Origin of the sequence: Phytoamicus setariae (genome assembly GCF_016722925.1) — a bacterium.
Lineage (GTDB): Bacteria > Pseudomonadota > Alphaproteobacteria > Rhizobiales > Rhizobiaceae > Rhizobium_E > Rhizobium_E setariae.
On record NZ_JAEQNC010000009.1, the window covers coordinates 26,725 to 50,740 of the forward strand.

Annotated in this window: 21 protein-coding genes; 13 read left to right on the plus strand and 8 right to left on the minus strand. The window is 59.1% G+C overall.

Going from position 1 to position 24,016, the window contains the following annotated elements:
- Positions 1-5 precede the first annotated feature (5 nt).
- The 3 genes from JJB09_RS16480 to JJB09_RS16490 all read left to right on the plus strand — a co-directional run bounded on the left by JJB09_RS16480 (position 6) and on the right by JJB09_RS16490 (position 3,403).
- The gene (locus JJB09_RS16480) at positions 6-836 is read left to right on the plus strand and encodes an ABC transporter permease (RefSeq protein ID WP_201660432.1); all 831 of its coding nucleotides are present in this window, start codon (positions 6-8) and stop codon (positions 834-836) included.
- Positions 829-2,466 carry an ABC transporter ATP-binding protein gene (locus tag JJB09_RS16485; protein ID WP_201660435.1) on the plus strand — a complete coding sequence of 546 codons (1,638 nt, stop codon included), beginning with the start codon at positions 829-831 and terminating at the stop codon, positions 2,464-2,466. The genes JJB09_RS16480 and JJB09_RS16485 overlap by 8 nt, the downstream gene beginning before the upstream one ends.
- 97 nt (positions 2,467-2,563) lie before the next feature.
- A complete protein-coding gene (locus JJB09_RS16490) occupies positions 2,564-3,403 on the plus strand; it encodes an alkaline phosphatase family protein (RefSeq protein ID WP_201660437.1) in 840 nt (279 codons plus the stop codon).
- Here the strand turns inward: JJB09_RS16490 and JJB09_RS16495 are convergent.
- The 6 genes from JJB09_RS16495 to JJB09_RS16520 all read right to left on the minus strand — a co-directional run bounded on the left by JJB09_RS16495 (position 3,384) and on the right by JJB09_RS16520 (position 8,668).
- Positions 3,384-4,361, minus strand: coding sequence for an alpha/beta hydrolase (locus JJB09_RS16495; RefSeq protein WP_201660440.1), 978 nt, complete (start codon positions 4,359-4,361; stop codon positions 3,384-3,386). The two genes, JJB09_RS16490 and JJB09_RS16495, sit on opposite strands and share 20 nt — an antisense overlap.
- Positions 4,362-4,622: 261 nt before the next feature.
- Positions 4,623-5,126, minus strand: coding sequence for a GAF domain-containing protein (locus JJB09_RS16500; protein WP_246748758.1), 504 nt, complete (start codon positions 5,124-5,126; stop codon positions 4,623-4,625).
- A 14-nt stretch (positions 5,127-5,140) separates the two neighbouring features.
- Positions 5,141-5,884 carry an ABC transporter ATP-binding protein gene (locus JJB09_RS16505; protein WP_201660443.1) on the minus strand — a complete coding sequence of 248 codons (744 nt, stop codon included), beginning with the start codon at positions 5,882-5,884 and terminating at the stop codon, positions 5,141-5,143.
- The gene (locus JJB09_RS16510; RefSeq protein WP_201660445.1) at positions 5,881-6,717 is read right to left on the minus strand and encodes an ABC transporter ATP-binding protein; all 837 of its coding nucleotides are present in this window, start codon (positions 6,715-6,717) and stop codon (positions 5,881-5,883) included. Before JJB09_RS16510 ends, JJB09_RS16505 begins: the two co-directional genes overlap by 4 nt.
- Positions 6,714-7,619, minus strand: coding sequence for an ABC transporter permease (locus JJB09_RS16515; RefSeq protein WP_201660447.1), 906 nt, complete (start codon positions 7,617-7,619; stop codon positions 6,714-6,716). Before JJB09_RS16515 ends, JJB09_RS16510 begins: the two co-directional genes overlap by 4 nt.
- Positions 7,619-8,668, minus strand: coding sequence for an ABC transporter permease (locus JJB09_RS16520; RefSeq protein ID WP_201660943.1), 1,050 nt, complete (start codon positions 8,666-8,668; stop codon positions 7,619-7,621). The genes JJB09_RS16515 and JJB09_RS16520 overlap by 1 nt, the downstream gene beginning before the upstream one ends.
- Positions 8,669-8,826: 158 nt before the next feature.
- On the opposite strand from JJB09_RS16520, the gene JJB09_RS16525 reads away from it, so the two are divergent.
- Positions 8,827-9,429 carry a helix-turn-helix domain-containing protein gene (locus JJB09_RS16525; protein ID WP_246748759.1) on the plus strand — a complete coding sequence of 201 codons (603 nt, stop codon included), beginning with the start codon at positions 8,827-8,829 and terminating at the stop codon, positions 9,427-9,429.
- 65 nt (positions 9,430-9,494) lie between these two features.
- Positions 9,495-11,078, plus strand: a complete 1,584-nt coding sequence (locus tag JJB09_RS16530; RefSeq protein WP_201660453.1) for an ABC transporter substrate-binding protein — start codon at positions 9,495-9,497, stop codon at positions 11,076-11,078.
- Positions 11,079-11,214: 136 nt separating this feature from the next.
- Here JJB09_RS16530 and JJB09_RS16535 read toward each other — a convergent pair whose 3' ends face one another.
- A complete protein-coding gene (locus tag JJB09_RS16535; RefSeq protein WP_201660456.1) occupies positions 11,215-11,703 on the minus strand; it encodes a class I SAM-dependent methyltransferase in 489 nt (162 codons plus the stop codon).
- Between the two features lie 113 nt (positions 11,704-11,816).
- Between JJB09_RS16535 and JJB09_RS16540 the strand changes: the two genes are divergently transcribed.
- Together JJB09_RS16540 and JJB09_RS16545 are read left to right on the plus strand one after the other, a co-directional pair.
- Positions 11,817-12,695: an FkbM family methyltransferase gene (locus JJB09_RS16540; protein ID WP_425523740.1), complete on the plus strand. Its 879-nt coding sequence runs from the start codon at positions 11,817-11,819 to the stop codon at positions 12,693-12,695.
- A 106-nt stretch (positions 12,696-12,801) separates the two neighbouring features.
- Entirely contained in the window at positions 12,802-13,986 is a 1,185-nt protein-coding gene (locus JJB09_RS16545) for a DUF3095 domain-containing protein (protein WP_201660461.1), read from the plus strand.
- Here the strand turns inward: JJB09_RS16545 and JJB09_RS16550 are convergent.
- Positions 13,976-15,319, minus strand: a complete 1,344-nt coding sequence (locus JJB09_RS16550) for a nucleotide sugar dehydrogenase (protein WP_201660463.1) — start codon at positions 15,317-15,319, stop codon at positions 13,976-13,978. The genes JJB09_RS16545 and JJB09_RS16550 overlap by 11 nt on opposite strands.
- 232 nt (positions 15,320-15,551) lie before the next feature.
- Here JJB09_RS16550 and JJB09_RS16555 point away from each other — a divergent pair, with 232 nt between their 5' ends.
- The 6 genes from JJB09_RS16555 (at position 15,552) to JJB09_RS16580 (ending at position 23,991) form a co-directional block, all read left to right on the plus strand.
- Positions 15,552-16,898: an adenylate/guanylate cyclase domain-containing protein gene (locus JJB09_RS16555; RefSeq protein ID WP_201660466.1), complete on the plus strand. Its 1,347-nt coding sequence runs from the start codon at positions 15,552-15,554 to the stop codon at positions 16,896-16,898.
- Positions 16,895-17,860 carry a polysaccharide lyase family 20 protein gene (locus JJB09_RS16560; protein ID WP_201660468.1) on the plus strand — a complete coding sequence of 322 codons (966 nt, stop codon included), beginning with the start codon at positions 16,895-16,897 and terminating at the stop codon, positions 17,858-17,860. The genes JJB09_RS16555 and JJB09_RS16560 overlap by 4 nt, the downstream gene beginning before the upstream one ends.
- Before the next feature lie 161 nt (positions 17,861-18,021).
- Positions 18,022-19,917, plus strand: coding sequence for an ABC transporter ATP-binding protein (locus tag JJB09_RS16565; protein ID WP_201660471.1), 1,896 nt, complete (start codon positions 18,022-18,024; stop codon positions 19,915-19,917).
- Positions 19,914-21,824 carry an ABC transporter substrate-binding protein gene (locus JJB09_RS16570; protein WP_201660474.1) on the plus strand — a complete coding sequence of 637 codons (1,911 nt, stop codon included), beginning with the start codon at positions 19,914-19,916 and terminating at the stop codon, positions 21,822-21,824. Before JJB09_RS16565 ends, JJB09_RS16570 begins: the two co-directional genes overlap by 4 nt.
- Complete coding sequence (locus JJB09_RS16575; protein WP_201660477.1) at positions 21,821-22,819, plus strand: ABC transporter permease; 999 nt, start codon at positions 21,821-21,823, stop codon at positions 22,817-22,819. Before JJB09_RS16570 ends, JJB09_RS16575 begins: the two co-directional genes overlap by 4 nt.
- The gene (locus JJB09_RS16580) at positions 22,819-23,991 is read left to right on the plus strand and encodes an ABC transporter permease (RefSeq protein ID WP_201660480.1); all 1,173 of its coding nucleotides are present in this window, start codon (positions 22,819-22,821) and stop codon (positions 23,989-23,991) included. Before JJB09_RS16575 ends, JJB09_RS16580 begins: the two co-directional genes overlap by 1 nt.
- Positions 23,992-24,016: the final 25 nt, after the last annotated feature.

A 24,016-nucleotide genomic window follows, 5' to 3' on the forward strand; every position in this document is an offset into this window, starting at 1 on the left:
GCATCATGCTTGATATCAAACGCATTCCGCCCGGCGCGGCCATCGGGCTTGTCGTCACCCTTCTCTTCCTGCTGGTGGCGATTTTCGCGCAACTCATTGCCCCCTATGGCCTCGGCGAGATTGCCGGCGGCGTGTGGGAGCCGATGTCGGCGAAATTTCCCCTCGGCACAGACAATCTCGGCCGCGATCTGCTGTCGCGGATGATCTACGGCGCCCAGACGACGATTTTCATCGCCGTGCTGGCGACGCTGCTTTCCTTCTCGATGGGAGCGATTCTCGGCTTTGCAGCCGCGGTCGTCGGCGGCTGGTTCGATATGGTCATGTCGCGTTTCGTCGATCTCCTGATGGCGATCCCGACGCTGATCTTCGGACTGGTCGTCCTATCGGTTCTGCCTTCGACCCTGGCCACGCTGATCCTGGTCATGGGCGTGCTCGATTCCACTCGCGTCTACCGTTTGTCACGCGCCGTCGCCGTCGATCTCAACGTCATGGATTTCGTCGAAGCGTCGAAACTGCGCGGCGAAGGCAAGTGGTGGGTGATCTTCGCCGAAATCCTGCCGAACGCGCTTTCGCCACTGGTGTCTGAATTCGGCCTGCGCTTCATTTATGCGGTGCTGTTTCTCTCCGCTCTTTCCTTCCTCGGTCTCGGCGTGCAGCCCCCCGCTGCCGATTGGGGCGGCATGGTCAAGGAAAACAAGGACGGCATCGTCTTCGGCATCCCCGCAGCCCTGATCCCGGCCGGCGCGATCGCAGCACTTGCCATCTCGGTCAACCTGGTCGCCGACTGGATTCTCAACCGGACCACCGATCTCAAGGGAGGGCGCGGAAATGGCTGATACCTTGCTCGATATTCGCAACCTCCGGATCGAGGCGACCGTCTATCCTCCCGGCGAGCAGCCGAAGGATGTCCTGATCGTCGATGACGTGTCGCTGACCCTCGAAAAGGGCAAGGTGCTCGGACTGATCGGCGAGTCCGGCGCCGGCAAATCGACCATCGGCCTCTCGTCCATGGGGTTCGGCCGCGGTGGCGTCCGCATAACCGGCGGGGAGGTAATCCTCAACGGTCGCGATATCCTCAAACAGGGCCGCAATGGCATCCGCAAGCTGCGCGGCAAGGAAGTCTGCTACGTCGCGCAATCGGCAGCAGCGGCTTTCAACCCCGCCCAGCGGCTGATGGACCAGGTGGTGGAAGCCGCGCTCAAGCATGGCGTGGCCAACCGTGCCGAAGCCGAAAAGCGGGCAATTGCCCTGTTCAGAAAACTCAGCCTGCCGGATCCGGAAAATATCGGCCGGCGCTATCCGCATCAGGTCTCCGGCGGCCAGTTGCAGCGTGTGATGACAGCGATGGCGTTGTGTCCGGAGCCGGACCTCATCGTCTTCGACGAGCCGACCACGGCGCTCGACGTGACGACGCAGATCGACGTGCTGGCGGCCATCAAGGATGCGATCCGCGACACTGGCGTCGCCGCCCTCTATATCACGCACGACTTGGCTGTCGTGGCACAGGTCGCCGACGACATCATGGTGCTACGCCACGGCAAGATGGTGGAGAAGGGAAGCACCTACCAGATCATCAAGGAGCCGAAGCAGGCCTATACCCAGGCGCTGGTTTCCGTCCACCATATCGAGCATGAGGAGAAGCAGCCGGGATCCAAGCCGATCCTGTCGGTTAAGAACGTCACGGCGTCCTATGGCCGGGGCATCCTGCGCGTCCTCAACAATGTGTCGGTCGATATCCATCCCGGCCAGACGCTGGCCGTCGTCGGCGAATCCGGTTCAGGCAAATCGACGCTGGCGCGCGCCATCACCGGCCTTCTGCCGCCAAGCGACGGCGAAGTCAGCTTCGACGGCCGCAAGCTGCCGCGCAAGCTTTCCGACCGCAGCAAGAATGACCTGCGCGAGTTGCAGATGATCTACCAGATGGCCGATGTGGCGATGAACCCGCGCCACACGGTCGGCACGATCATCGGGCGTCCGCTGACGTTCTATTTCGGCCTCCGGGGCGCAGAACGCCAGAAGCGGGTCCTCGAACTGCTCGAGGAAATCGAGATGGGAAAGGGCTTCATCGACCGCTATCCGGCCGAGTTGTCGGGCGGCCAGAAGCAGCGGGTGTGCATTGCGCGTGCCCTTGCCGCCAAACCCAAGCTGATCATCTGCGACGAAGTGACGAGCGCGCTTGATCCGCTGGTGGCGAACGGCATTCTCAAGCTCTTGCTCAACCTGCAGAAAGTCGAGCAGGTCGCCTATCTCTTCATCACCCACGATCTGGCAACGGTGAAGTCCATCGCCGATTCCATCGCGGTGATGCACCGGGGCAATGTCGTCCGATACGGATCGAAGAGCAAGGTCCTGACGCCCCCATACGACGACTACACCGACCTGCTGCTGTCATCCGTGCCGGAAATGGAGATCGGCTGGCTGGAAAAAGCCATCGCCGGACGGAAGATGGCAAGCGCCGGGAATTAGCCGTTTGCCTGCTGATTGTTGCTGCGCGCAATGCTCCTCACTCCAGGGGCATTGCGGCTCCTTCTTATAAATAATCCGATTGCGGAGGAAGTACTTTATGACACTCAAGACCAAGCTGCTGCTGATCATCCTCGATGGCGTTCCCTATCGCAACTTTCGCACCTTGATGGGCAATCTGGAGGGGTGGGTCACACATGGCGATGCTCAGGTGTGGAAAATGCGCTCGGTGCTGCCTTCGACCTCGGCTTGCTGCTATGCTTCGATCCATACCGGCGTGCCGCCACAGGTGCACGGCGTGCTTTCGAATGAGGGCCGGTTCCGGGTTTCCCAGCCGGATATCTTTTCCGAAGTCAGCAAGGCCGACGGCAAGACCGGTGCAGTGACCCATTCCTATTGGTCCGAATTCTTCAACCGCTATCCTTTCGATCTGGTGCGTGACCTCGAATATGACGAGCCCGGCAGCCCGATCACCCATGGCCGGTTCCACACAATGCACGGCTATAACCTGATCAACCAGATGACGCCGAGCGACACCGATCTCTTTGCCACGCTGACAATGCTGACCGAGCGCTTCGGCATCGACTACGGCATCCTGCACACCTGCACGCTCGATTCCATGGGCCATCGCTTCGGCCACGATACGCATGAGATGGACCAGGCGCTGTTCGTCATGGATGCGCAGCTGGCGGCTTTCCTGCCACGCTGGCGCAAGGCCGGCTACGAGGTGATGGTCTGCGCCGACCACGGCCAATCGCCGCGTGGCCACCATGGCGGCCACGCCGACGAGCAACAGGATTTCGCGCTTTATTACTTCGGTGAAGGCAAGGGACCGGCCGAGGACGTGCTCCTCGACCAGTTGCAATTGGCGCCGACCATCCTCAAGCGGCTGGGCGTGGAGATACCGGCGACGATGAAGGCTACTGCCTTCCTGGATTGACCTCAGCTGGAAGCGGGTGGCCCCACTCCTTGCTGCCCAGAGTCCTGATGGACTCGACGATACGCGAAAAACTTTCGCGCGCCCGTGCAACGGAATGCCGGGCGCGGAGGTGGCCGTGCACCAGGCCCGCGTCTTCGTGCCACCACGCCTTTACACCGGCAGCGAGCAGCACGTCGCGATAGGCTTCGCCGTCTGATGACAGGGGGTCGCATTCCGCGGTAATGACAATCGTGGGTGGCAGGTCGCTGAAATCAGGATCCGACAGCGGCACATAGGATATATCGCGGGAATGGTCCTTCCCGCCGGTGCGGATGTCCTTGTAGAAGACCAGATCGCGCATGGTCAGCATCGGCGCTTCCGCATGCGTGACGTACGAACCGCGGGTGATATCGCCCCCGAGACCGGGATAGATCAGCATCTGGCCGACCGGCTTGCGTGGGTGGCTGCGGGTGTGATGGGCGACCGCAGCCGAAAGATTGCCGCCAGCGCTGTCGCCTGCAAGCACGATCGGCAGATCGAAGGTGCCGGCCACCCAGTTGAATGCCGTCATGCAATCGTTGAACGAGGCAGGATGCTTGTGCTCCGGGGCAAGCCGATAGTCGACCGAAACGACGTCATAGCCCGTCCGATGACAAATCTCGGCGCAGACATCGTCGTGGCTTTCCAGCCCGCCAACAACGAAACCGCCACCATGAGAATAGAGCACCACGGCCTGTGGGGCATTTTGCTCGGCGCGATAGTGACGGATCGGAATTTCGTGGCCTTCCGCGGCCTTGATGAACTTGGTTTCAGCCGTCACGCCATCGGGATAGCCGGTGAAAAACTCCCGGCACATTCTGTTATAGACCTCACGTTGCTGGTCTATCGTGTAATCGATCGTATCCGGCGGGTAAAAAGAATTGGTGCGATCGATAAACGCCCAGGTTTCGTCATCGATCAACGTCCGATAGTCAGTCATGAAAAACGTCCCGTACAATTCATTTCCAGAGCATCACGCCTGCTCCTGCAAAGGCTTGCCGACATGGCTGTCGCGCAAGCATAAGATAGAATCGCCCTGCCCGTTCCAGCTTCCTGTTTGCACCAGTTCCCGTCGCGATAAGAAAAGAAAATCAAGGCTGATACCCACGTGGGCGATTGCTTGCCGCAGCAGATCGCCAGAGCGGCCGAAGCATCTGGGAAACGAGTGGCAGGTATTTCAGCCGGGCCGAGGTTCCCGCGCTTACAAGCCGGGTTTCTTCGTTGCCCGTCTCATCAGTTGTTCTGCGGCCCGGACCAGGCAGGTCTTGGCCAACGCGACCCGATCCTCAGTGTAGTAATGCTCTTCATGCAGCATGTTCACAGTGCAGACAAACACGTCATCGATAAAGATCGGCAGGTTGATGACAGAACCGCACCCCAGCGAGCCGATGAGCTCATAATCCGGAAATACTTTAGCAATGTCGGCCAGCGTGTTGGCAACGAAAGCAACACGCTGTTCGCTAACGCCTTTGAACCACGCATCGTAATGGATCGGCTTGGTGCCCGACGCCGGATAGCTCCGTGCATCGCTGGAATAGGCGCGACGGGCGACACCCGCGGCCATGTCGACCGTCATCACGGTAAACAGCTTTGCACCGACCACCTCTTCGGTCAGCGCCTGCAAGGCGGCGAAAGCCTGATCGGCGTGTTCAGCACGCCCAAGGGCTGCGTCGAATTCGGCACGGGCGCGCTCAAGATCAGGCATTTCGTTATCTCGCATTACAGATTGATACCGCCAAAGCTGGCAGCATAGAGTGCGCGTCCATACTCGGACGCGAGATTGCCCGCCTTAAGCTGGGCGACATCGGCGATCTCCTCGATCCGCCCCTTGCGCATCACTGCCAGCCGGTCGCAGAGGAAGGAAACGACGGGCAGATTGTGCGTCACAAGCACATAGGTGAGCCCGCGCTCTTTTCTCAGCCGCTTCAGCAGGTTGAGCACTTCGGCCTGCACCGACACGTCGAGTGCTGAGGTGGGCTCGTCGAGCAGCATCACCTTCGGCTCGAGCATCAGCGCGCGGGCAATCGCCACGCGTTGCCGCTGGCCACCCGACAGCTGGTGCGGAAACCGGAAGCGGAAGCGCCGGTCGAGACCGACCGCCTCCATAACCGCCTCGACGCGGGCGCCGCGATCGCCGATACCATGAATGATCAACGGTTCGGTCAGCGTGGCGTCGATTGTTTTCTTGGGATGCAGCGAGCCATAGGGGTCCTGAAAGACCATCTGGCACTGGCGGGCGATGTCGCGCGAAATCCGGTGATGGACCGGCTTGCCCAGCATGTTGATGGAACCGGTCCATTCCGTCGCGAGCCCAGCAACTGCCTTCAGCACGGTGGATTTGCCCGAACCGCTTTCGCCGACCAGCGCAAAACTCTCGCCAGCAGCGACATCGAACGTGATGTCATGGGTGATCCTCGACGGCCCATAGGAAATGTCGAGGTTTTTCAGGCTGAGCGCGCTCATGTCCGTGCCCCTTGCGTGCGGGCGAGAACCGGAAGCTCATCGCGGGTTTCGTTCATGCGCGGCATGGCGGCCAGCAGGCCGCGCGTATAGGGATGCTGCGCTTCGGAGAGTTTCGACGCCTCGCATTCCTCGACGACCTTGCCACCATTCATGACGAGAATGCGGTCGCAATAGCGCGACACCAGTGCCAGGTCGTGGCTGATCAGGATCAGGCCCATGCCCCGGCGTTTGACGAGATCGTCGATGATGTTGAGCACCTCGGCCTGCACCGAGACGTCGAGTGCCGATGTCGGCTCGTCGGCGATCAGCAGATCGGGCTCCGGAATCAACATCATGGCGATCATCACCCGCTGGCCCATGCCGCCGGAAATCTCGTGCGGATAGAGCGAATAGACATGGGCGGGGTTGTTGATCTGCACCGCTTCAAGCATTTCGAAGACGCGGTTGCGGATGTCGCGGCCCGACAGTTTCGTATGGATTCTCAGCGCCTCGGCGATCTGTTCGCCGATCGTCATCACCGGGTTGAGCGAGAATTTCGGGTCCTGCATCACCATGGAAATGCGCGCGCCACGGATCGCCCGCATCTGCCGCTCGCTCTGGGCCATGAGGTCGATGCCGTCGAAGGACATACGGCTCGCCGTCACCTTGCCCGGTGCACGCACCATCTTCAGGATGGAGCGGCCGGTCATCGATTTGCCCGAACCGCTCTCGCCGACGACGCCGAGCCGCTCGCGGCCGAGCGTGAACGAGATCCCGCCGACGACGTCCACATCGCCCCGGATGCTGGGGAACGTGACGCGCAGGTTTTCGACTTCGAGAATGGGGCGGCTCATTTCTTTTCTCCCTGCCTGGGATCGAGCACATCGCGCAGGCCGTCGCCGAGGAAGCAGAAGCCGAGGCTGACAACGATGATCGCAATGCCGGGCATGGTCGCCACCCACCATTGATCGAAGATAAAGGTGCGGCCGCGCGAAATCATCGCGCCCCATTCCGGCAGCGGCGGCTGTGCACCAAGGCCGAGAAAGCCGAGACCGGCCGCCGTCAGGATGATGCCGGCCATGTCGAGCGTGACACGGATGATCATCGAAGACGTGCAGAGCGGCAGGATATGGCGAAGCACGACACGGATGGCCGAAGCCCCCTGCAACTGGATCGCGGCGATGAATTCCGAATTGCGAAAGGTCAGCGTCTCGGCGCGCGCGATGCGGGCATAGGCCGGCCAGGTAGTAATCGCGATGGCGATGATGGCGTTTTCGATGCCCGGGCCAAGCGCCGCTACGAAAGCAAGCGCCAGGATCAGCTTGGGCATGGACAGGAAGATATCGGTGATTCCCATAAGGATCCGATCTACCCAGCCGCCGGCATATCCGGAGACGGCGCCGATCACCAGACCGAGTGGCGCGGCGATGACAGCGACGAGGAGCACGATCGTCAGCGTGATGCGCGAACCATAAACAATGCGCGAGAAGATATCGCGGCCGAGCTCATCTGTGCCCATCCAGTGCGTCGAACCCGGTGCCGCGAGCCGGTTTGCCAGGTCCTGGCCGTCAGACGCATAGGGCGCGATCCACGGTGCAAACAGGCCGGTCACGATCAGCACTACGATGATCACCGCGCCGACCACCGCAAGCGGATTGCGGGCCAGTGCCAGCAGGGTCCTGTACAGCCGACCGACATCGGCCTGCAGCCGGGAGTTTGGAAATTCGTCAAGCAACCATTCGCGTGTCGCAGACATCAGCGTGCCCTCGGGTCGAGGACGCGGTAAAGGACGTCCGACAGTTTGTTGATGAAGATGAAAACGGCACCGATGACGAGCGTCGATCCCAGCACCGCGTTCATATCGGCGTTGAGCAGGGCGGATGTCAGATAGTTGCCGATTCCTGGCCATGAAAACACGGTTTCGATCATGACGGAGCCTTCCAGCAACCCCGCATAGGAAAGCGCGATCACGGTAATCAGCGGCACCCGGATCGGCCGGAACGCGTGGCGCCACAGCACAAGCCATTCAGGCACGCCCTTGACGCGCGCGGTGGTGATATATTCCTGCCCAAGCTGGTCCAGCATGAAGGAGCGGGTCATGCGGGCAATGTAGGCGAGGCTGTAGAAGCCGAGCACGAAAGCCGGCAGCATGATGTGGCTGATGGCATTGAAAAACACGTCAGTGTCGCCGGCAATCAGGCTGTCGATGAGCAGCAACCCCGTGACGGGCGGCACGAGTCCGTCATAGAAGATATCAATGCGGCCCGGCCCACCGACCAGTTTCAGCTTTGCATAGAACAGCGCAAGCCCGACCAGACCCAGCCAGAAGGCCGGCACGGAATAGCCGAGAAGACCGAGCACGCGGATGACCTGGTCGGTCCACGACCCCTGCCGGCTGGCCGCGATCACGCCCATCGGCACACCGATCACCACACCGATGATGATCCCGAGGGTTGCCATTTCAAGCGTCGCGGGGAAGACCCGGGCAAGATCCTCGATCACCGGGTTCTTGGTGGAAACCGAAGTTCCGAAATCGCCGTGCAGGATGTTCCAGACATAATTGGCGAATTGCACGATCCAGGGTTTGTCGAGACCGAGCGCCAGACGCGCTTTCTCGTAAACCGCTGGCGGGGCGCGGTCGCCGACCACGGCAAGAACCGGATCGATTGGCACGACCCGGCCGATGAAGAAGGTGATTGCCAGCAGGCCCAGAAACGTCAAGGCCACTGTCAGGACGAAACCGAGAAAACCACGGAGGAATGGCCAGTATTCAGCCGAAGTCCGGCTGTTGCGCGGGTCGCCCATGGCGTTACCCGGCGGTATTGCATCAACTGTGCTCACAAATTTTTCCCCATGTATCGGCGTGATTAGCCGGCCGACATTCCCTAAAGCATAAAAATATGCTTGGAGGATGCAAGTTTATTTGCTTATATCAAAAAAATTTTTGTGGGAGAAAAAGTTTTTTGCCAGATTCAGCAGCCGAAAAAGAGACCACGGGAACGCCAAAGGTCGGCGCCCTGATCAGGGCGCGGCGGCAACAATTGAAAATGACGCTTTCCGATCTCGGCGCGGCATCAAGCGTATCCGTCGGCTATCTCAGCCAGGTCGAACGCGATCAGGCAACGCCTTCGCTTGGCACGCTGACCCAGGTTTCGCGCGCGCTCGACGTCGGCGTGGAATACTTTATTGCCGCCCCGAGTGCTCAAGAGGCGCTCAGCCGTGCCGAGCAGCGACCGAAATTCTCGATCAACGGATCTTCGATCGTCTATGAGCGACTCGGCGCCGAATTTCCCGGCAGCACGCTCTCGTCGTATATACTTACCGTGCCTCCCGGCTACCGTTCCGAAATGGTCAGCCACGAAGGTGAGGAAATCCTCTACATTCTCGAAGGCGAGATCAGCCAGCGCGTCGATGACGCAGAATTCGTCATGCGTGCCGGCGACAGCCTGCATTTTCGTGGCAACCGTCCGCACGCCTGGAAGAACAATTCCGAAAAACCCGCCAAGCTCTTCTGGGCTGGCACGTTGGCGATGTTTCGCACCGGCAACGACAAACCATCCGTATAGGATAGCCGTTGCGCCACATGGCGGACGGACATGAAACCGACCTTGTTGAAAAAGGGGGACTAAAAATGAAGCTCTTCAAAGCGGCACTGCTTGCCGCAGCACTCGCGATGCCGTTCGCGCCTCTCGCCGCAAAGGCTGAGACGCCCCCGAACATCCTCGTCGTGGCCCAGAACATCGACGATATCGTCGCGATCGATCCGGCCGAAGCCTATGAATTCTCGTCGGGCGAATACGTCACCCAGGTCTATGACCGGCTGGTGCAGTATGAGGCCGAGGATCTTTCCAAGCTGAGCCCGGGCCTTGCTGAAAAGTGGACCGCCGACGAAGCGGCCAAGACCATCACCTTTACCCTGCGTGAGGGTGTGAAGTTCCATTCCGGCAACCCGCTGCGCGGCGAGGACGTGGTCTATTCGCTGACCCGCGTCGTCAAGCTCAACAAGGCGCCGGCGTTTATCCTGACCCAGTTGGGCTGGACCGCCGACAACATCGCCGACATGGTCAAGGCTGACGGCAACACCGTAACGATCAAGTTCACAGGCGATTTCTCTTCCGCCTTCGTGCTCAACGTGCTCGCTGCCCGCCCGGGCTCGATCATCGATGCGGAAACCGTCAAGTCAAACGAAAAGGACGGCGATTTCGGCAATGCATGGCTGAACGCCAACTCCGCCGGCACCGGCCCGTTCAAGCTGCGCACCTATCGCGCCGGCGAAATGCTGACGCTCGACGCCAACCCGGATTATTTCAAGGGTGCGCCGGCTGTAAAGTCTGTCATCATCCGTCACGTGGCTGAGTCCGCAACCCAGCAGCTGCTGCTGCAGTCCGGCGACGTCGACATGGCCAAGAACCTGACGCCCGACCAGATCGCCGGCCTCAAGGATATCACGGTCGAGACCTATCCGCAGGCGGCCGTGCACTTCCTCAGCCTCAACCAGAAGGCCGAAGCACTGCAGCCGGAAGCCGTCTGGGAAGCTGCCCGCTACCTCGTCGACTACAAGGGAATGACCGACTCGTTCCTGAAGGGTCAGATGAATGTCCACCAGGCCTTCTGGCCGAAGGGCTTTCCGGGCTCCTACGACGAGAACCCCTATAGCTACAACCCGGAAAAGGCCAAGCAGATCCTTGCCGACGCCGGCATCAAGACACCAATCAAGGTAACGCTCGACGTCATCAACTCGGCGCCGTTCACCGACATCGCGCAGTCGCTGCAGGCATCCTTCGCCAAGGGCGGCATCGAGTTCGAAATCCTGCCGGGTACCGGCGGTCAGGTGATCACCAAGTATCGCGCCCGTACCCATCAGGGCATGCTGCTCTATTGGGGCCCTGACTTCATGGACCCGGATTCCAACGCGCACGCCTTTGCCTTCAACGAAGACAATTCGGACGAGAAGTATCAGTCGACCACGACCTGGCGGAATGCCTGGGCCGTGCCGAAGGAGCTGAACGACGAAACCAAGGCGGCTCTCGCAGAGCCCGACCAGAACAAGCGCAACGAGATGTATGTCGACCTTCAGAAGAAGGTTCAGGCCAAGTCGCCGATCATCGTCATGTTCCAGGCCGAACTGCAGATCGCGATGTCGCCGAAGGTGCATGGCTATGTCAACGGCGCCCTGCCTGACTTCGTCTTCTACCGCACGGTCAAGAAGGACTAAGCATGCTAGCTATTCCGGGCCGCTTCGCGGCCCGGATTGGCACCATGCCCGACACTTGAGCAAACAACGCCATCGCATCGAAAGATGCGCTGGCGAAAAAACCGAAGACGTAATTCCGTTCATACCCGCTGCGGAATTAGCTGACAGCTATCCGTCGATAGTGGAAGTAGCGGCCCGATGGCACGCTATCGAGTCCCGGCAGGGCAACCAGCTTGGGATGTTCCAGCGGCAACCCGCTGACGGCAAAACCACCCGGAGCAAGCGCACCGGCAACACTGTCCGGCAGCCATGTCAGCGTTATCGCATCCAGATCGTCGTGCCCGGTACCGATGTCGGCGTGAACGAGTGCCGCGTTGCCGCCCATGAAATCCAGGATCGTATCCCTGATCTCACCCACCACCATATTGCTCGGATCGGGTGTGGAGGCCTGAAACGACCGTGCCATGCGATCAAATGCAATGACCCTGCGATCCGGGAAAAGCTCCCGCAAATGGTCGAAGGTTCGACCGTTTCCGAGCCCGAGCTCGAGTATGTCTCCCGGCAGTGCTGCCACCTGATCACGGATTTCGTTGAGGATATCGCGCTGGGCGGACAGGCGCCGTATGAAACTGTCGAGTCGGCTCATGGATCGGTTGTGCTCTGCCTGAATGATGCTCGCCAATGCTTATACGAGCACCGTATCAAAGTCGACAGCCGGCGTGACACGCTCCGCTAAATCGTTGTAATAGCGGCTCTGGTATAACGAGAGCACCGTGGTTGCGAATGAACAGTTTGAGACGTTATCTCCGCAAAGCTCGCGACAAGCTGGCGACACGTTTTTTCGACACAAGGTTCGGCCGCAAAATATTGGTCCACGGGATCGGAGCCCGTACGCTGTCCATGACCGTCGATTGCGGCGACCACATCATGACATTCTCGCCGGGCGACTACATCGGAAGAAAAATCTTCCGCAAGGGCCACTACGACAGGGATCACGTGACGCGGCTTCTAGTCATCCTCAGGGAACGCGGGCTGTCCATGGATGGCAAAGTACTGCTGGAACTTGGTGGCAATATCGGCACCCATACAGTCTATTTCGCCCTTAGCCGGACATTCAGCCACATCGTCAGCGTTGAACCCGATCCCCGCAATATCAAACTTCTGCAGACCAACATCCTCCAGAACGGCATCGAAACCGGCATCACCGCGGTCAACTGTGCGGCGGGCGAAGTCGAGGGCGAAATCGAGTTCTTCCAGAACCAGAGCAACCACGGAAGAAGCGGTATGTCGCGCCGCAGCCCGGCCGATGTCAGCATTACTGTGCCGGTAAAGCCCGTGACGCGCATCCTCGAAGAAGCCGGCGTATCGATCGATGATATCGGACTCGTCTGGATGGATATCGAGGGATACGAACCCGTCGTGATGCGCTCGATGCGCAGCCTGCTGGAACGCCGAATTCCCGTTTACACTGAATTCACGCCGGAACTCTATGGACCGGAGGAGGCCGCTCGGTTCGTCGAGAGCATCGCGGAATTCTATGAGGATTGCCGGGTTTTCCTCGAAGACACGCATATGCAGATGAAAGTGCGCGACATCCCCATAAAGGAACGGCAGTTCGACGTGCTGCTCCTGCCATGACGCTCCCGGGATCCTGTCCATGCAGGCAGCAGCTTACTGCCCTTTTTTGCCAAACAGCCCTCAAAGTCTCATCGCACCACTGCCTCGATCATGCTAGTTTGCCTGCATGGCTAGCGGCAACAACGATACTTTCTTCAGTAGCGTCCCGGTCTTCGTAGAATTCGAAGGCGTAACCGACATCGAAAACTATCGTCCGTTGCCCGAAGACTGGGGTTTGGTGACGGGCGATATCGTCAATTCCACCGGCGCCATCGAAGCTGGAAGCTATAAGGCGGTCAACATGGCCGGCGCGAGCATCATATCCGCCGTGCTCAATACATTGGGCCAACAGGATCTGCCCTTTGTTTTTGGTGGCGATGGAGCGCTGGTTGCCGTTCCGGCCTCCGGTCTTGAAAAAGCCCGCACGGCAATGGCGGCGGTACGGACCTGGGTCAAGGAAGAGCTCGGTCTCGATATGCGCGCCGCGATCGTGCCGGTCACGGATGTGCGCGCCGCCGGGCTGGATGTACGCGTCGCTCGGTTCAGGGTGAGTGACGAAGTGTCCTATGCCATGTTCGCCGGCGGAGGAGCAAGCTGGGCGGAATCCCGGATGAAGGAGAACCTTTATAGCGTCGAACCGGCGCCGGCCGCGACGCGGCCGGACCTGACTGGACTGTCCTGCCGATGGAATCCTATTCCGTCGCGCCATGGAGAAATCGTCTCGATCATCGCGGTGCCCGATCAACCCGGCGACGGCACTGCATTCCCAAGTCTGATTGCCGACGTCGTTGCCCTGGCAAGCCGACAGGAACGCGGCGGCCACCCGATTCCCGCCGACGGACCAGCTGCGGGCTTTTCCAGCGTCGGCATGGAGTGGGAAGCAAGGGCGTCGGCACCGGCACAAAAACGGCTCTGGCGGAAGCTTTTCATCTACGCTGTGACCAGCCTGGGCTATTTCCTGTTCCGGTTCAACCTCAAGTTCGGAACCTTCGATGCGAAACTCTACAAGCGTGAGACCGCTCAGAACACGGACTTCCGAAAGTTCGATGACGGGCTGAAGATGACCATCGATGTCGATGCCGAAAGCCTTCGAAAGATAGAGGCACGGCTGGAGGCGGCCGCCAATGCCGGCATCTGCCGTTACGGACTGCATCGACAGGATGCCGCGCTGATGACGTGTCTCGTGTTGACGCCGCTCAGCCACGACCACATGCACTTCGTCGATGGCGCGGCCGGTGGCTACGCCCTGGCAGCCATGCGGCTGAAAAGCAAGTCCGCCTCTTTGGTTGCCACCGCCGCCGCTACGCCTTGACGATATGGTCGCCGGCTATCCCGCGGCGGCCAAATGCGTTTCTGGTATCGACTATCAGTTTCGACCAGCCGGCCAGTGCCGCATAGTCGATCTGGTCGTGGTCCGTAGAGATCAGGACGGCATCGAAACCGGTGACCGTCTGCTCTGTCAGCTCCAGCGAGAGCCGGCCTTTCAGATTCAAGTACTCCCGCGTCGCCGGGACCGACGCCACATGCGGATCGTGATAACTGGTCGTTCCGCCGCGGGCCTCGATCAACTCTATCAGCTTCAAGGATGGGCTTTCGCGAATGTCGGGCACGTTCTTCTTGTAGGCGAGCCCGACGACAAGCACGCGCGATCGGCTGAGCGCTTGACCGAGCCGCATGTCGAGTGCTTCGGCAAGCCGGTCCACGACATGGCGCGGCATTGCCGAATTGATTTCGCCGGCGAGCTCGATGAAGCGGGTGGGCAGCTCGTATTCGTGGGATTTCCAGGTCAGATAGAACGGGTCGATCGGTATGCAATGGCCACCCAACCCGGGTCCGGGATAGAAGGGCATGTAACCGAAGGGTTTTGTCTTTGCCGCGTCGATCACTTCCCAGATGTCTATGCCCATCGCCTCGTAGACCACCTTGAGTTCATTGACCAAGGCGATGTTGACCGCCCGGAAAACGTTCTCGGTGAGCTTGACGGCCTCCGCGGTCGCCGTGGACGATACCGGCACCACTGTGGTCACCACGGCACCATAGAAGGCGACAAGCAACCGGGAGGCTTGCTCGCCCGAACCCGCGACGATTTTGGGAATGTTCGAGGTCTTGAAATCGCGGTTGCCCGGATCTTCGCGCTCTGGTGAAAATCCAAGAAAGAAGTCCTGACCGGACTTGAGCCCGGTCTTCTCCAGGATCGATCGAACCACGTCATCGGTGGTTCCGGGATAGGTGGTCGATTCCAGAACGACCAGCTGACCCTTTCGCAGTGATTTCGCGATCGATTCACAGGTCTTGACGATGTAAGAAAGGTCCGGCGCCCGGTGCTTGGTAATCGGGGTCGGCACGCAGATTATGATGATATCGCAGTCCGACAGCTCGGAAAAATCGACTGTGGCGCGAAATCTGCCTTCCCGGACGTGCTCGGACAAGAGCGACGCCGGAACGGCTTCGATGTAGGAATGCCCATCCGCAATCTTGACGATCTTTTCCGGGTCGACATCAAATCCTGTGACGGAAAATCCATTGCTGGCAATCGCCATCGCCAGAGGCAACCCGACATAGCCGAGACCAATCACGCCGGCGCGGGCGCTGCGCGTCTGAATTCTTGAAAGGAGGGATTCGTGTAGCGACGCAGTGACAGTCAAACTATGGACTCTGGAATTGATGACGTTGAGCCCTATTGAGAATTTTGCGGACCCGATGTCAAGCGCCGCACCGTTTCGGGCAATCAGCCCGGCGATGTTGCAAGGCAATTACGCAAGCTAATCTGGTTTTGCTGATGATTCAGACTATATTCCTACCAATTCGCGGGATGCGATCCGTACGCCCCTGCGTCGCCGGCCCGAAGCGACATGTGATGGAAAGATCGAAAAGACCATGAGTTTGCCCCGTATAAATGTCTCCGAGACGTTGCTTAACCGTGTCTCAAACTGGCTGCAGCAATCTGCGCTGAATGGTGCAAATCTCGAAGATCTGATCAAGGGCTTTTGCGAAAGGCTCGCTGCGGCTGGTGTGCCGCTGGTGCGCGTGCATCTCAGCTTCTCCATGTTGCATCCGCTTTACGATGCGCTTGGCTTTACCTGGATACGTGGAAAAGGCATGAGCGTCGAGGGCTTTCGCGCATCTGCCAACGAACAGGACACCAATCGATTTCTCAACAGCCCCTACTACTACCTGCTGACCAACAATCTCCAGCACATGCGCCGGCAGATCGACCCGACTGCGCCGGCGGAATTCACGGTTTTCGAAGACCTGAAAAACATGGGCGTCACCGACTACCTCGCATTCGTGCATGCCTTTGGCGAAGGCACCAACCAGGGCATGCTGGGATCCTGGTCCACGGACCTGCCGGGAGGCTTCGGCGACAATATCATCGAAGCGTTGCTGCAAATCCAGAATAGCCTGGCTGTCGCCGCGAAAATGGCCGTTCTGGGTAAACTCGCCGACAACATGGTGACCACCTATCTCGGCGGCAATGCCGGAAAGCGCGTTCTCTCCGGCCAGGTGCGGCGTGGAGACGGGGAAACCATTCGCGCCGCGCTGGTGATGGGCGACATGCGGCAATCAACGATCCTGGCGGAAAAGGCCGGCCGCCAAGTCTATATCGATACGTTGAACGAGTTCTTCGATGCGATCGCGGCGCCATTCAACAAGAATGGCGGAGAAATCCTCAGCTTCGTGGGCGATGGATTCCTCGCCGTCTACCCCTGCGGTCGACATCGCGAGCCGTCCCAGACTGCTGCGCGGGCGGCGATGGCGGCGGTGAGACAGGCCACGGCTCGCATGGCCGAAATGAACGGGCGAAGAAAGAAAAATGGCCTGGGCGAAATTCGCTACGGAATCGGCCTGCACATGGGCAATGTGATGTTCGGCAATGTCGGCCTAAAGGATCGCCTCACATTTTCGGCATTTGGCGGCGCGGTCAACGAAGTCTCGCGCTTGGAGGGATTGACGAAAACGCACGCCCATCCGATCATCGCCAGCCAGGCATTCGCCACATATTGCGGCGGCGACTGGGTAACATTGGGCGCAAAGAAGCTGCGCGGGGTGGAAACCAAGGTGACGGTACTGACGCCCGGCGAAGAAAATATGAAGATGACCAATATCGAGTCGACGGAAATAGCCCGGACGGATGTTGGCTCGGAAGCCGAGCAGGTTATGCTCCTCTATCGAAATTCTCGGGGACGGCAACAACAAAGACTTGGGGAAAATTTCTTTCGATGACAAAGACTTTGGCAACGGTCTCGCTTCTATCGTCATTACTAGGCACCACTCCCGCAACAGCAGATCCACTGAATACCACTCTCACCGACGGCTTCGACGAAGACAGCTTTTCTGCTGCCGGTGGATTGTACTATCGCGACAACGAGGAGCAGCGCGCCGGAACAGTCGAGTTCCAGAGCGCAGTAACACGCTCCGGTCGAGGCGCCTTGAAGCTGACTGTGCAGCCAAACTGCGCGGCGATACGCGATGGCTGCAGCGAACGGGCGGAAATCTGGGAAAAGACGGCTCTGCGCGTGCCCTACGACCAGGCTGTCTGGTACGGATTTGCGGTCAAGTTCGCCGATCCCATACCGCAGGATGACCATCGCTACCTCATCGCTCAATGGAAGCGGGAGGTCGGCCCGGACGCAAAGGGCGATTTCAGCCCCTTTCTGGCGATCCGGTTGAAAAAGGGCAAGCTCTTCTTCACGGTCGAAACCAACTATGTTGCAGGCGCCCGCACCGGACCGGAAGACACAGCTGCAACCTGCTCCGACAACCAGGCCGCCGTTTGGCTCCGCCCAGATACCAACCAGATGCGCGCCCTCGTTGCGACCGACAGCAACTGGACGCCAGAGGATGGCTCCCGATTCAACTCGTGCAGCGACAAGATTACCGTGATCGATCGGGGCAACCCGCTTCCCACCCCAGATTCCGGCTGGATTGATTTTGCAGTCATGACCAAACCCGGCCCCGGCGGCGACGGCCACATTGAAATCTTCGCAAACGGCAAATGGATCAAGACCATCAAGGGCCATATTGGCCACAGCGATCCTGGCCTCGGCAAGAACCAGTACTTCAAGTTTGGGCCTTATCGCGCAGCCGGCGCAGGTGCATGGTCCATGTACTATGACGACTTCCGCCGCTCGCCGAACTGTGAGGCCGTGCTCGGCGACGGCGCAGCATGCGCCATGATTAAATGATCCGACGGCAAAGTCCCGACATCGGGCGCGTAGAAAAGATTCGCGTACCACAGCAATGTTTGAATAAAGTGTGTTGTGCTCATAGACGCGCGCGCGGCAGTGGGATAGCTTTTGGTTTCGCGCAGGCGATTGTAATCGAGTAACCCGGAGAACCTGCTGGCATGATCGGTGGAAGCGATCTCTTACGGATAGAAAATCTCAACATCTCCTTCTCCCTGCTCGGTGGGAAAATCGAAGCGGTCAAGAAAGCCGAGTTGCGTGTTCTGCCAGGCAAGGTGACGGCGCTGGTCGGTGAGTCCGGCTCGGGCAAATCGGTGATCAGCCAGGCCGTCATGGGAATTCTCCCGCAGATCGCATCGGTCAGTGGCAAAATACTGTTCAACGACACGGTCAACGGCAACGGACCGGTCGATATCCTGAGCCTGCCGCGGGATGGGGCACAGATTCGCGCCCTGCGCGGCAATCGCATGGGAAAGATCTTCCAGGAGCCGATGACCTCGTTGTCGCCGCTCCATACAATCGGCAACCAGATCTCCGAAGTCCTGACAATTCACTCGGAATACAAGAAGGACGAGAGACGAGAGCGTACCGAGGAAATGCTCGGCCTGGTGGGATTTGCCAAACCTTCCCGTGCGTTCGACATGTATCCGTTCGAGTTGTCGGGCGGCATGCGCCAGCGCGCCATGATCGCCATGGCGCTGATCTGCCGCCCTTCCCTGCTGATCGCCGACGAACCGACGACGGCGCTCGACGTGACGATCCAGGCACAGATTCTGCAGTTGTTGCGCGAACTGCAGACCAAGCTCAATATGGCCATGCTTCTGATCACCCATGATCTGGGCGTCGTGGCGAATGTGGCCGACGAGGTCGTGGTCATTTATCACGGCGAGATCATGGAAGCCGGCCCCGTCGAGACAATTTTCCGCCGGCCTGCCCACCCCTATCTGAAAGGGCTCATGTCAGCCGTGCCGCATTTCGACATGCAGCGGGGCGAACGGCTCAAGTCGCTGCGTGAAGTGCCCGTCAACGTCAGCAACCTTCTGGAAAAGCGGACCGTCGATGCCGAAAGCCAGTCGGGAACAATCCTGTCTGTTCGCAATGTCGTAAAATCCTTCTCCGCACGCAGCTCCAGCTGGTTCGGAAAGAGCGATGCGAACCTGACACGCGCGGTCGACGACGTAAGTTTTGACGTGCGGCGCGGTGAATGCCTCGGACTGGTGGGCGAAAGCGGCTGCGGCAAAACCACGCTCAGCAAGATTCTGATGCGCGCCATCACCCCGAATTCCGGTGGCGTCATGTTCAATAGCAGTGACGGACAGCAGATTGATGTCCTTGCGGCAAGCGGCCATGAACTGGAGGAACTGCGGACGAAGATACAGATGGTCTTTCAGGATCCGGTCTCTTCATTGTCTCCCAGAATGACCATTCAAAACATTCTCAGCGAGCCATTGGAAATCCATGATCGCGGCAATGCAAAATCCCGTTCGGAAAAAGTTGCTGCGCTCATGGCGGCAGTCGGATTGGACAGGCGTTACCTCAACCGCTATCCGCACGGGCTTTCTGGCGGCCAGCGCCAGCGCATCGGTATTGCCCGCGCCCTCGCCCTCGGGCCGGAAATCGTGATCTGCGACGAGCCGGTTTCAGCGCTCGACGTGTCTGTGCAGGCCCAGATCCTCAATCTGCTGAAGGATTTGCAGAAGGAGCTCGGCCTTACCTACATTTTCATTTCGCACAATCTGGCGGTTGTCGATTATATGGCCGACCGGATCGCTGTTATGTGCGGCGGACGGATAGTCGAACTCGCCCCGCGCAATCAGCTCATGCAATCGCCGGTGCACCCCTATACGAAATCCCTGCTTGCGGCCGTGCCATTTCCAGACCTCGACCGCCCGCTTGACTTTGCCAGCCTGATTTCAAGCGGCGCATCCGACAAACGCAACTGGGGTACGCAGTTCCGTGACGACGGCGATGTCAGCAGCCTTGCGGCGGCTGACCTTGGTGGAGGACATCTGGTGCTTGCGCGCAGGAACGTCGATGCCAGGGAGTTACGACCTTGATCAAGCGGCGAACCATCCTTGGCATGCTTGCCTGCAGTAGTATTCCCGGGCTTGTCAGCGCACGGTCGCGAGAGCCGGACTTCCTCTGGGAGAAACTGCGCGCAGCCGCCCTGCCGGATATCTCTGATCGATTGCCAAAAACACCGCGCGTCATCAACCTGGCGGCGATGGGGCGACAACCCGGAAACTATGGCGGCGTGATACGCACCTTGATCGGCGGCCAGAAGGACATCCGGCTGATGACAATCAACGGCTATGCAAGGCTGGTCGGCTACGACGAAAAGCTCGCAATGCATGCCGATATTCTTGAGAGCTACGAGACGATCGAGGATCGGATCTTCACCTTCCGGATTCGCGAAGGCCACAGATGGTCGAATGGCAATGACCTGACCGCCGAGGATTTCCGTTATTGCTGGGAAGATGTCTATCTGAACAAGGACCTCAAACGCGGCGGCCTGCCCAGAGAACTCATGGTCGATGGCAAGGCACCGCGCTTTGAAGTCCTGGACAAGTTCACCGTGCGCTATACCTGGCATGCACCAAATCCCGATTTCTTGCCCAAGCTGGCCGCGCCACAGCCACTGGTGATCGTCCTGCCTTCCGCCTACCTCAAGATGTTCCACAAGCAGTATCAGGACAGCTTTCGGCTCTCCTCGCTGGTCAAGCAGTATCGCGCGAAAAAATGGACCGATCTGCATCTGAAGATGTCTCGCAGCTATCGGCCCGAGAATCCTGACCTGCCAACGCTGGATCCCTGGCGCAACACCACCGCTCCCCCAGCCGAACAATTCGTCTTCGAACGCAATCCGTACTTCCACCGTGTCGATGAAAACGGCCTGCAACTGCCATACATAGACCAGGTCATCCTGAATGTGAGTTCGTCGGAAATCATCGCGGCCAAGACCGGATCCGGAGAAAGCGACCTGCAGTCGAATGGCATCGACTTCGCAGACTATGCCTTTCTGAAGGACGCGGAGAAACGATATCCTGTCAAGGTCAGTCTCTGGAAACGCACCCAGGGCTCCAGGGTGACCTTGCTGCCAAATTTGAACTGCACCGATCCCGTCTGGCGAGCGATTTTCCAGGATGTTCGCGTCAGACGGGCCCTGTCGCTCGCCATCGACAGGGCGGAGATAAACAAGGCTGTCTTCTACGGACTTGCAGCCGAGAGCGCCGACGCCGTCTTGCCTGAAAGTCCGCTGTTTCGGCCCGAATACAAGACTGCCTGGAGCACGCATGATCCGGAGCAGGCCAATGCGCTTTTGGATGCCGCCGGCCTGGTTGCGCGGGATGACGACGGCCTCCGGCTCCTGCCTGATGGCAGGAGCGCCCAAATTGTCGTCGAGACGGCCGGAGAGAGCACGCTCGAGACCGATATTCTGCAGCTCGTGACGGATCACTGGCGGGCGATCGGCGTGTCGCTTTTCATCAAGACCTCGCAGCGTGACGTTTTCCGCAGCAGGGCCATGGGCGGCAGCATCATGATGTCGATGTGGTCCGGGCTCGATAACGGCATTCCGACGGCCGACATGAGTCCGGCCGAGCTCGCCCCGACCGGCGATGAGCAGTTGCAATGGCCCGTCTGGGGGATCCACTACCTGTCAAATGGCCAGAAGGGAAAGCCGCCTGAACTGCCCGAGGCAGCGGAACTGATTGACCTGCTGCATCAATGGGGCAAAACGGTCGACATGGAGGAGAGGGCCGATATCTGGACGAAGATGCTCAAAATCCATTCGGAGCAGGTTTTTTCCATCGGCATCGTCAACGCCACGCATCAGCCGGTATTGCGGTCCTCCCGGCTGCGCAACATACCGGACGTGGCACTCTACGGCTTCGACCCGACCAGCTATCTCGGCGTCTACATGCCTGACACATTCTGGTTTGGCGAGGAAGCCCTGCCGTCATGATCAAATATATCCTCTGGCGCATCGCTGCGATGATCCCGACCTTGCTGCTGATTTCAGCCTTGGTGTTCACGATCATCGAATTGCCCCCCGGCGACTATTTCGAAAGTTATGTTTCCGACCTGCAGGCGCAGGGCGAAGCGGTCGACATGCAGGAAATCGAAGAACTGCGCGAGCAGTACGGGTTCGATAAGCCACCGGTGCTGCGCTATTTCTACTGGGTGGCAGGCATGCTGCACGGCGACTTCGGCTATTCCTTCGAATACCAGTTGCCTGTGAAAGAGGTTGTCGGCGATCGCTTGTGGCTGACCGTCATGGTCTCGTTCTTTACGATCATATTCACATGGCTCATCGCGTTTCCGATCGGCATCTATTCGGCGACCCATCAATACAGTTGGGCCGATTACGGACTGACATTCGTGGGCCTGATTGGCATCGCCATACCGAATTTCATGTTCGCGCTCATCCTGATGTATTTTGCCAATATCTGGTTTGGAACATCGATCGGCCACCTGATGGACCAGAAATATCTGGCCGAGCCGATGAGCTGGGCGAAGGCGAAATCCATTCTGGAGCATGTCTGGATACCGGTGCTGATCGTCGGGACCGCCGGCACGGCCGGCATGATCCGCCGACTGCGCGCCAACCTGCTGGACGAACTGCAAAAGCAATATGTGGTCACCGCGCGCGCCAAAGGTCTGCATCCCTTCAAGACGCTGATCAAATACCCGCTGCGCATGTCGCTCAACTTCTTCATATCCGACATCGGCTCCATCCTTCCGGCCATCATTTCCGGCGCCGAGATCACCGCGATCGTGCTGTCACTTGAAACGACCGGCCCGATGCTGATCAAGGCGCTTCAAAGCCAGGATATGTATCTCGCTGGATCCTTCCTGATGTTCCTGGCTTTCCTCACCGTGATCGGCGTGCTGATCTCCGACATTGCACTCGCCTTTCTGGATCCGCGGATCAGGCTGCAGGGTGGGAGTACAAAATAATGTCCTACCTGCCGGAATCAGGCGCCCCGCTGTCTCACTATGTTTCGACCACGCCATTCGACCCTTATTCCGTCGAGGAGATGACCGGCGAGCAAAGCCGCGTCTATCAGGCCTCGCAGCTGCGGTTGATGTGGTGGAAATTCCGAATGCACAATTTGGCGGTCATTTCCGCGGTCTTCCTGGGCATTCTCTACTTGATGATCCTCATCGTCGAATTCCTCGCCCCTTACAACCTCCACACCCGCAACGTCGACTTCATTCACGCGCCGCCACAACAGGTCCACCTGTTCGACAAAGGCAGCTTTGTGGGCCCCTTCGTCTATGGGCGCGAAATGAAGCTGGACATGGACACGCTGCGGCGCGTCTACACCGACAATCCCGACAAGGTTGAGCCCCTTCGATTCTTCTGCTCGGGCGATCCCTACAAGTTCTGGGGCATGGTCGAGGCCAACACGCACCTTGTCTGCCCTGCCGAGGGCGGTCAGTTCTTTCTGCTGGGCAGCGACAGGCTGGGGCGAGATGTGCTGTCGCGCATATTGTACGGTGCACGGATCTCCTTGACGATCGGATTGATCGGCATTGTCATCAGCTTCACTCTCGGAATCATGATCGGAGGATGGGCTGGCTACCATGGCGGCTGGTTCGATCTCGCTGTGCAACGCGTCATCGAAGTTTTGCAATCTATCCCCAGTATTCCACTCTGGATGGCATTGGCGGCGATCATGCCGATCACCTGGAGTCCGATGCTGATCTACCTGGGCATTACCGCAATCCTCGGATTGCTTGACTGGACCGGACTGGCCAGGGCGGTGCGATCCAAGCTTCTTTCGTTGCGCGAGGAAGATTACGTTCAGGCGGCGCAATTGATGGGCGCCAAAAGCAGCAGGATCATTGGCCGGCACCTAGTTCCAGGCTTCATGTCGCACCTGATCGCGACGGCAACCTTGTCCATTCCGGGTATGATCCTGGGGGAAACCGCACTCAGTTTTCTCGGACTTGGACTGCGTCCGCCGATCACCAGTTGGGGCATCCTGCTCACCGAGGCCCGCAGCGTCAGCGTGATCGTCTTCTATCCTTGGTTGCTATTTCCGATCATCCCGGTCATTCTCGTCATCCTCGCTTTCAACTTCCTCGGCGATGGCTTGCGTGATGCCGCAGACCCATACAAATGAAATGGATGTATGACATGCGGCTAAA

What these genes read in the sequence shown, in the direction of transcription:
- JJB09_RS16575 (WP_201660477.1), top strand. Translation starts at nt 21,821, where the DNA reads ATGATCAAATATATCCTCTGGCGCATCGCTGCGATGATCCCGACCTTG.
- JJB09_RS16545 (WP_201660461.1), top strand. Translation starts at nt 12,802, where the DNA reads ATGGCTAGCGGCAACAACGATACTTTCTTCAGTAGCGTCCCGGTCTTC.
- JJB09_RS16490 (WP_201660437.1), top strand. Translation starts at nt 2,564, where the DNA reads ATGACACTCAAGACCAAGCTGCTGCTGATCATCCTCGATGGCGTTCCC.
- JJB09_RS16520 (WP_201660943.1), bottom strand. Translation starts at nt 8,668, where the DNA reads ATGGGCGACCCGCGCAACAGCCGGACTTCGGCTGAATACTGGCCATTC.
- JJB09_RS16495 (WP_201660440.1), bottom strand. Translation starts at nt 4,361, where the DNA reads ATGACTGACTATCGGACGTTGATCGATGACGAAACCTGGGCGTTTATC.
- JJB09_RS16480 (WP_201660432.1), top strand. Translation starts at nt 6, where the DNA reads ATGCTTGATATCAAACGCATTCCGCCCGGCGCGGCCATCGGGCTTGTC.
- JJB09_RS16510 (WP_201660445.1), bottom strand. Translation starts at nt 6,717, where the DNA reads ATGAGCCGCCCCATTCTCGAAGTCGAAAACCTGCGCGTCACGTTCCCC.
- JJB09_RS16555 (WP_201660466.1), top strand. Translation starts at nt 15,552, where the DNA reads ATGAGTTTGCCCCGTATAAATGTCTCCGAGACGTTGCTTAACCGTGTC.
- JJB09_RS16565 (WP_201660471.1), top strand. Translation starts at nt 18,022, where the DNA reads ATGATCGGTGGAAGCGATCTCTTACGGATAGAAAATCTCAACATCTCC.
- JJB09_RS16505 (WP_201660443.1), bottom strand. Translation starts at nt 5,884, where the DNA reads ATGAGCGCGCTCAGCCTGAAAAACCTCGACATTTCCTATGGGCCGTCG.
- JJB09_RS16530 (WP_201660453.1), top strand. Translation starts at nt 9,495, where the DNA reads ATGAAGCTCTTCAAAGCGGCACTGCTTGCCGCAGCACTCGCGATGCCG.
- JJB09_RS16560 (WP_201660468.1), top strand. Translation starts at nt 16,895, where the DNA reads ATGACAAAGACTTTGGCAACGGTCTCGCTTCTATCGTCATTACTAGGC.
- JJB09_RS16580 (WP_201660480.1), top strand. Translation starts at nt 22,819, where the DNA reads ATGTCCTACCTGCCGGAATCAGGCGCCCCGCTGTCTCACTATGTTTCG.
- JJB09_RS16535 (WP_201660456.1), bottom strand. Translation starts at nt 11,703, where the DNA reads ATGAGCCGACTCGACAGTTTCATACGGCGCCTGTCCGCCCAGCGCGAT.
- JJB09_RS16515 (WP_201660447.1), bottom strand. Translation starts at nt 7,619, where the DNA reads ATGTCTGCGACACGCGAATGGTTGCTTGACGAATTTCCAAACTCCCGG.
- JJB09_RS16500 (WP_246748758.1), bottom strand. Translation starts at nt 5,126, where the DNA reads ATGCCTGATCTTGAGCGCGCCCGTGCCGAATTCGACGCAGCCCTTGGG.
- JJB09_RS16485 (WP_201660435.1), top strand. Translation starts at nt 829, where the DNA reads ATGGCTGATACCTTGCTCGATATTCGCAACCTCCGGATCGAGGCGACC.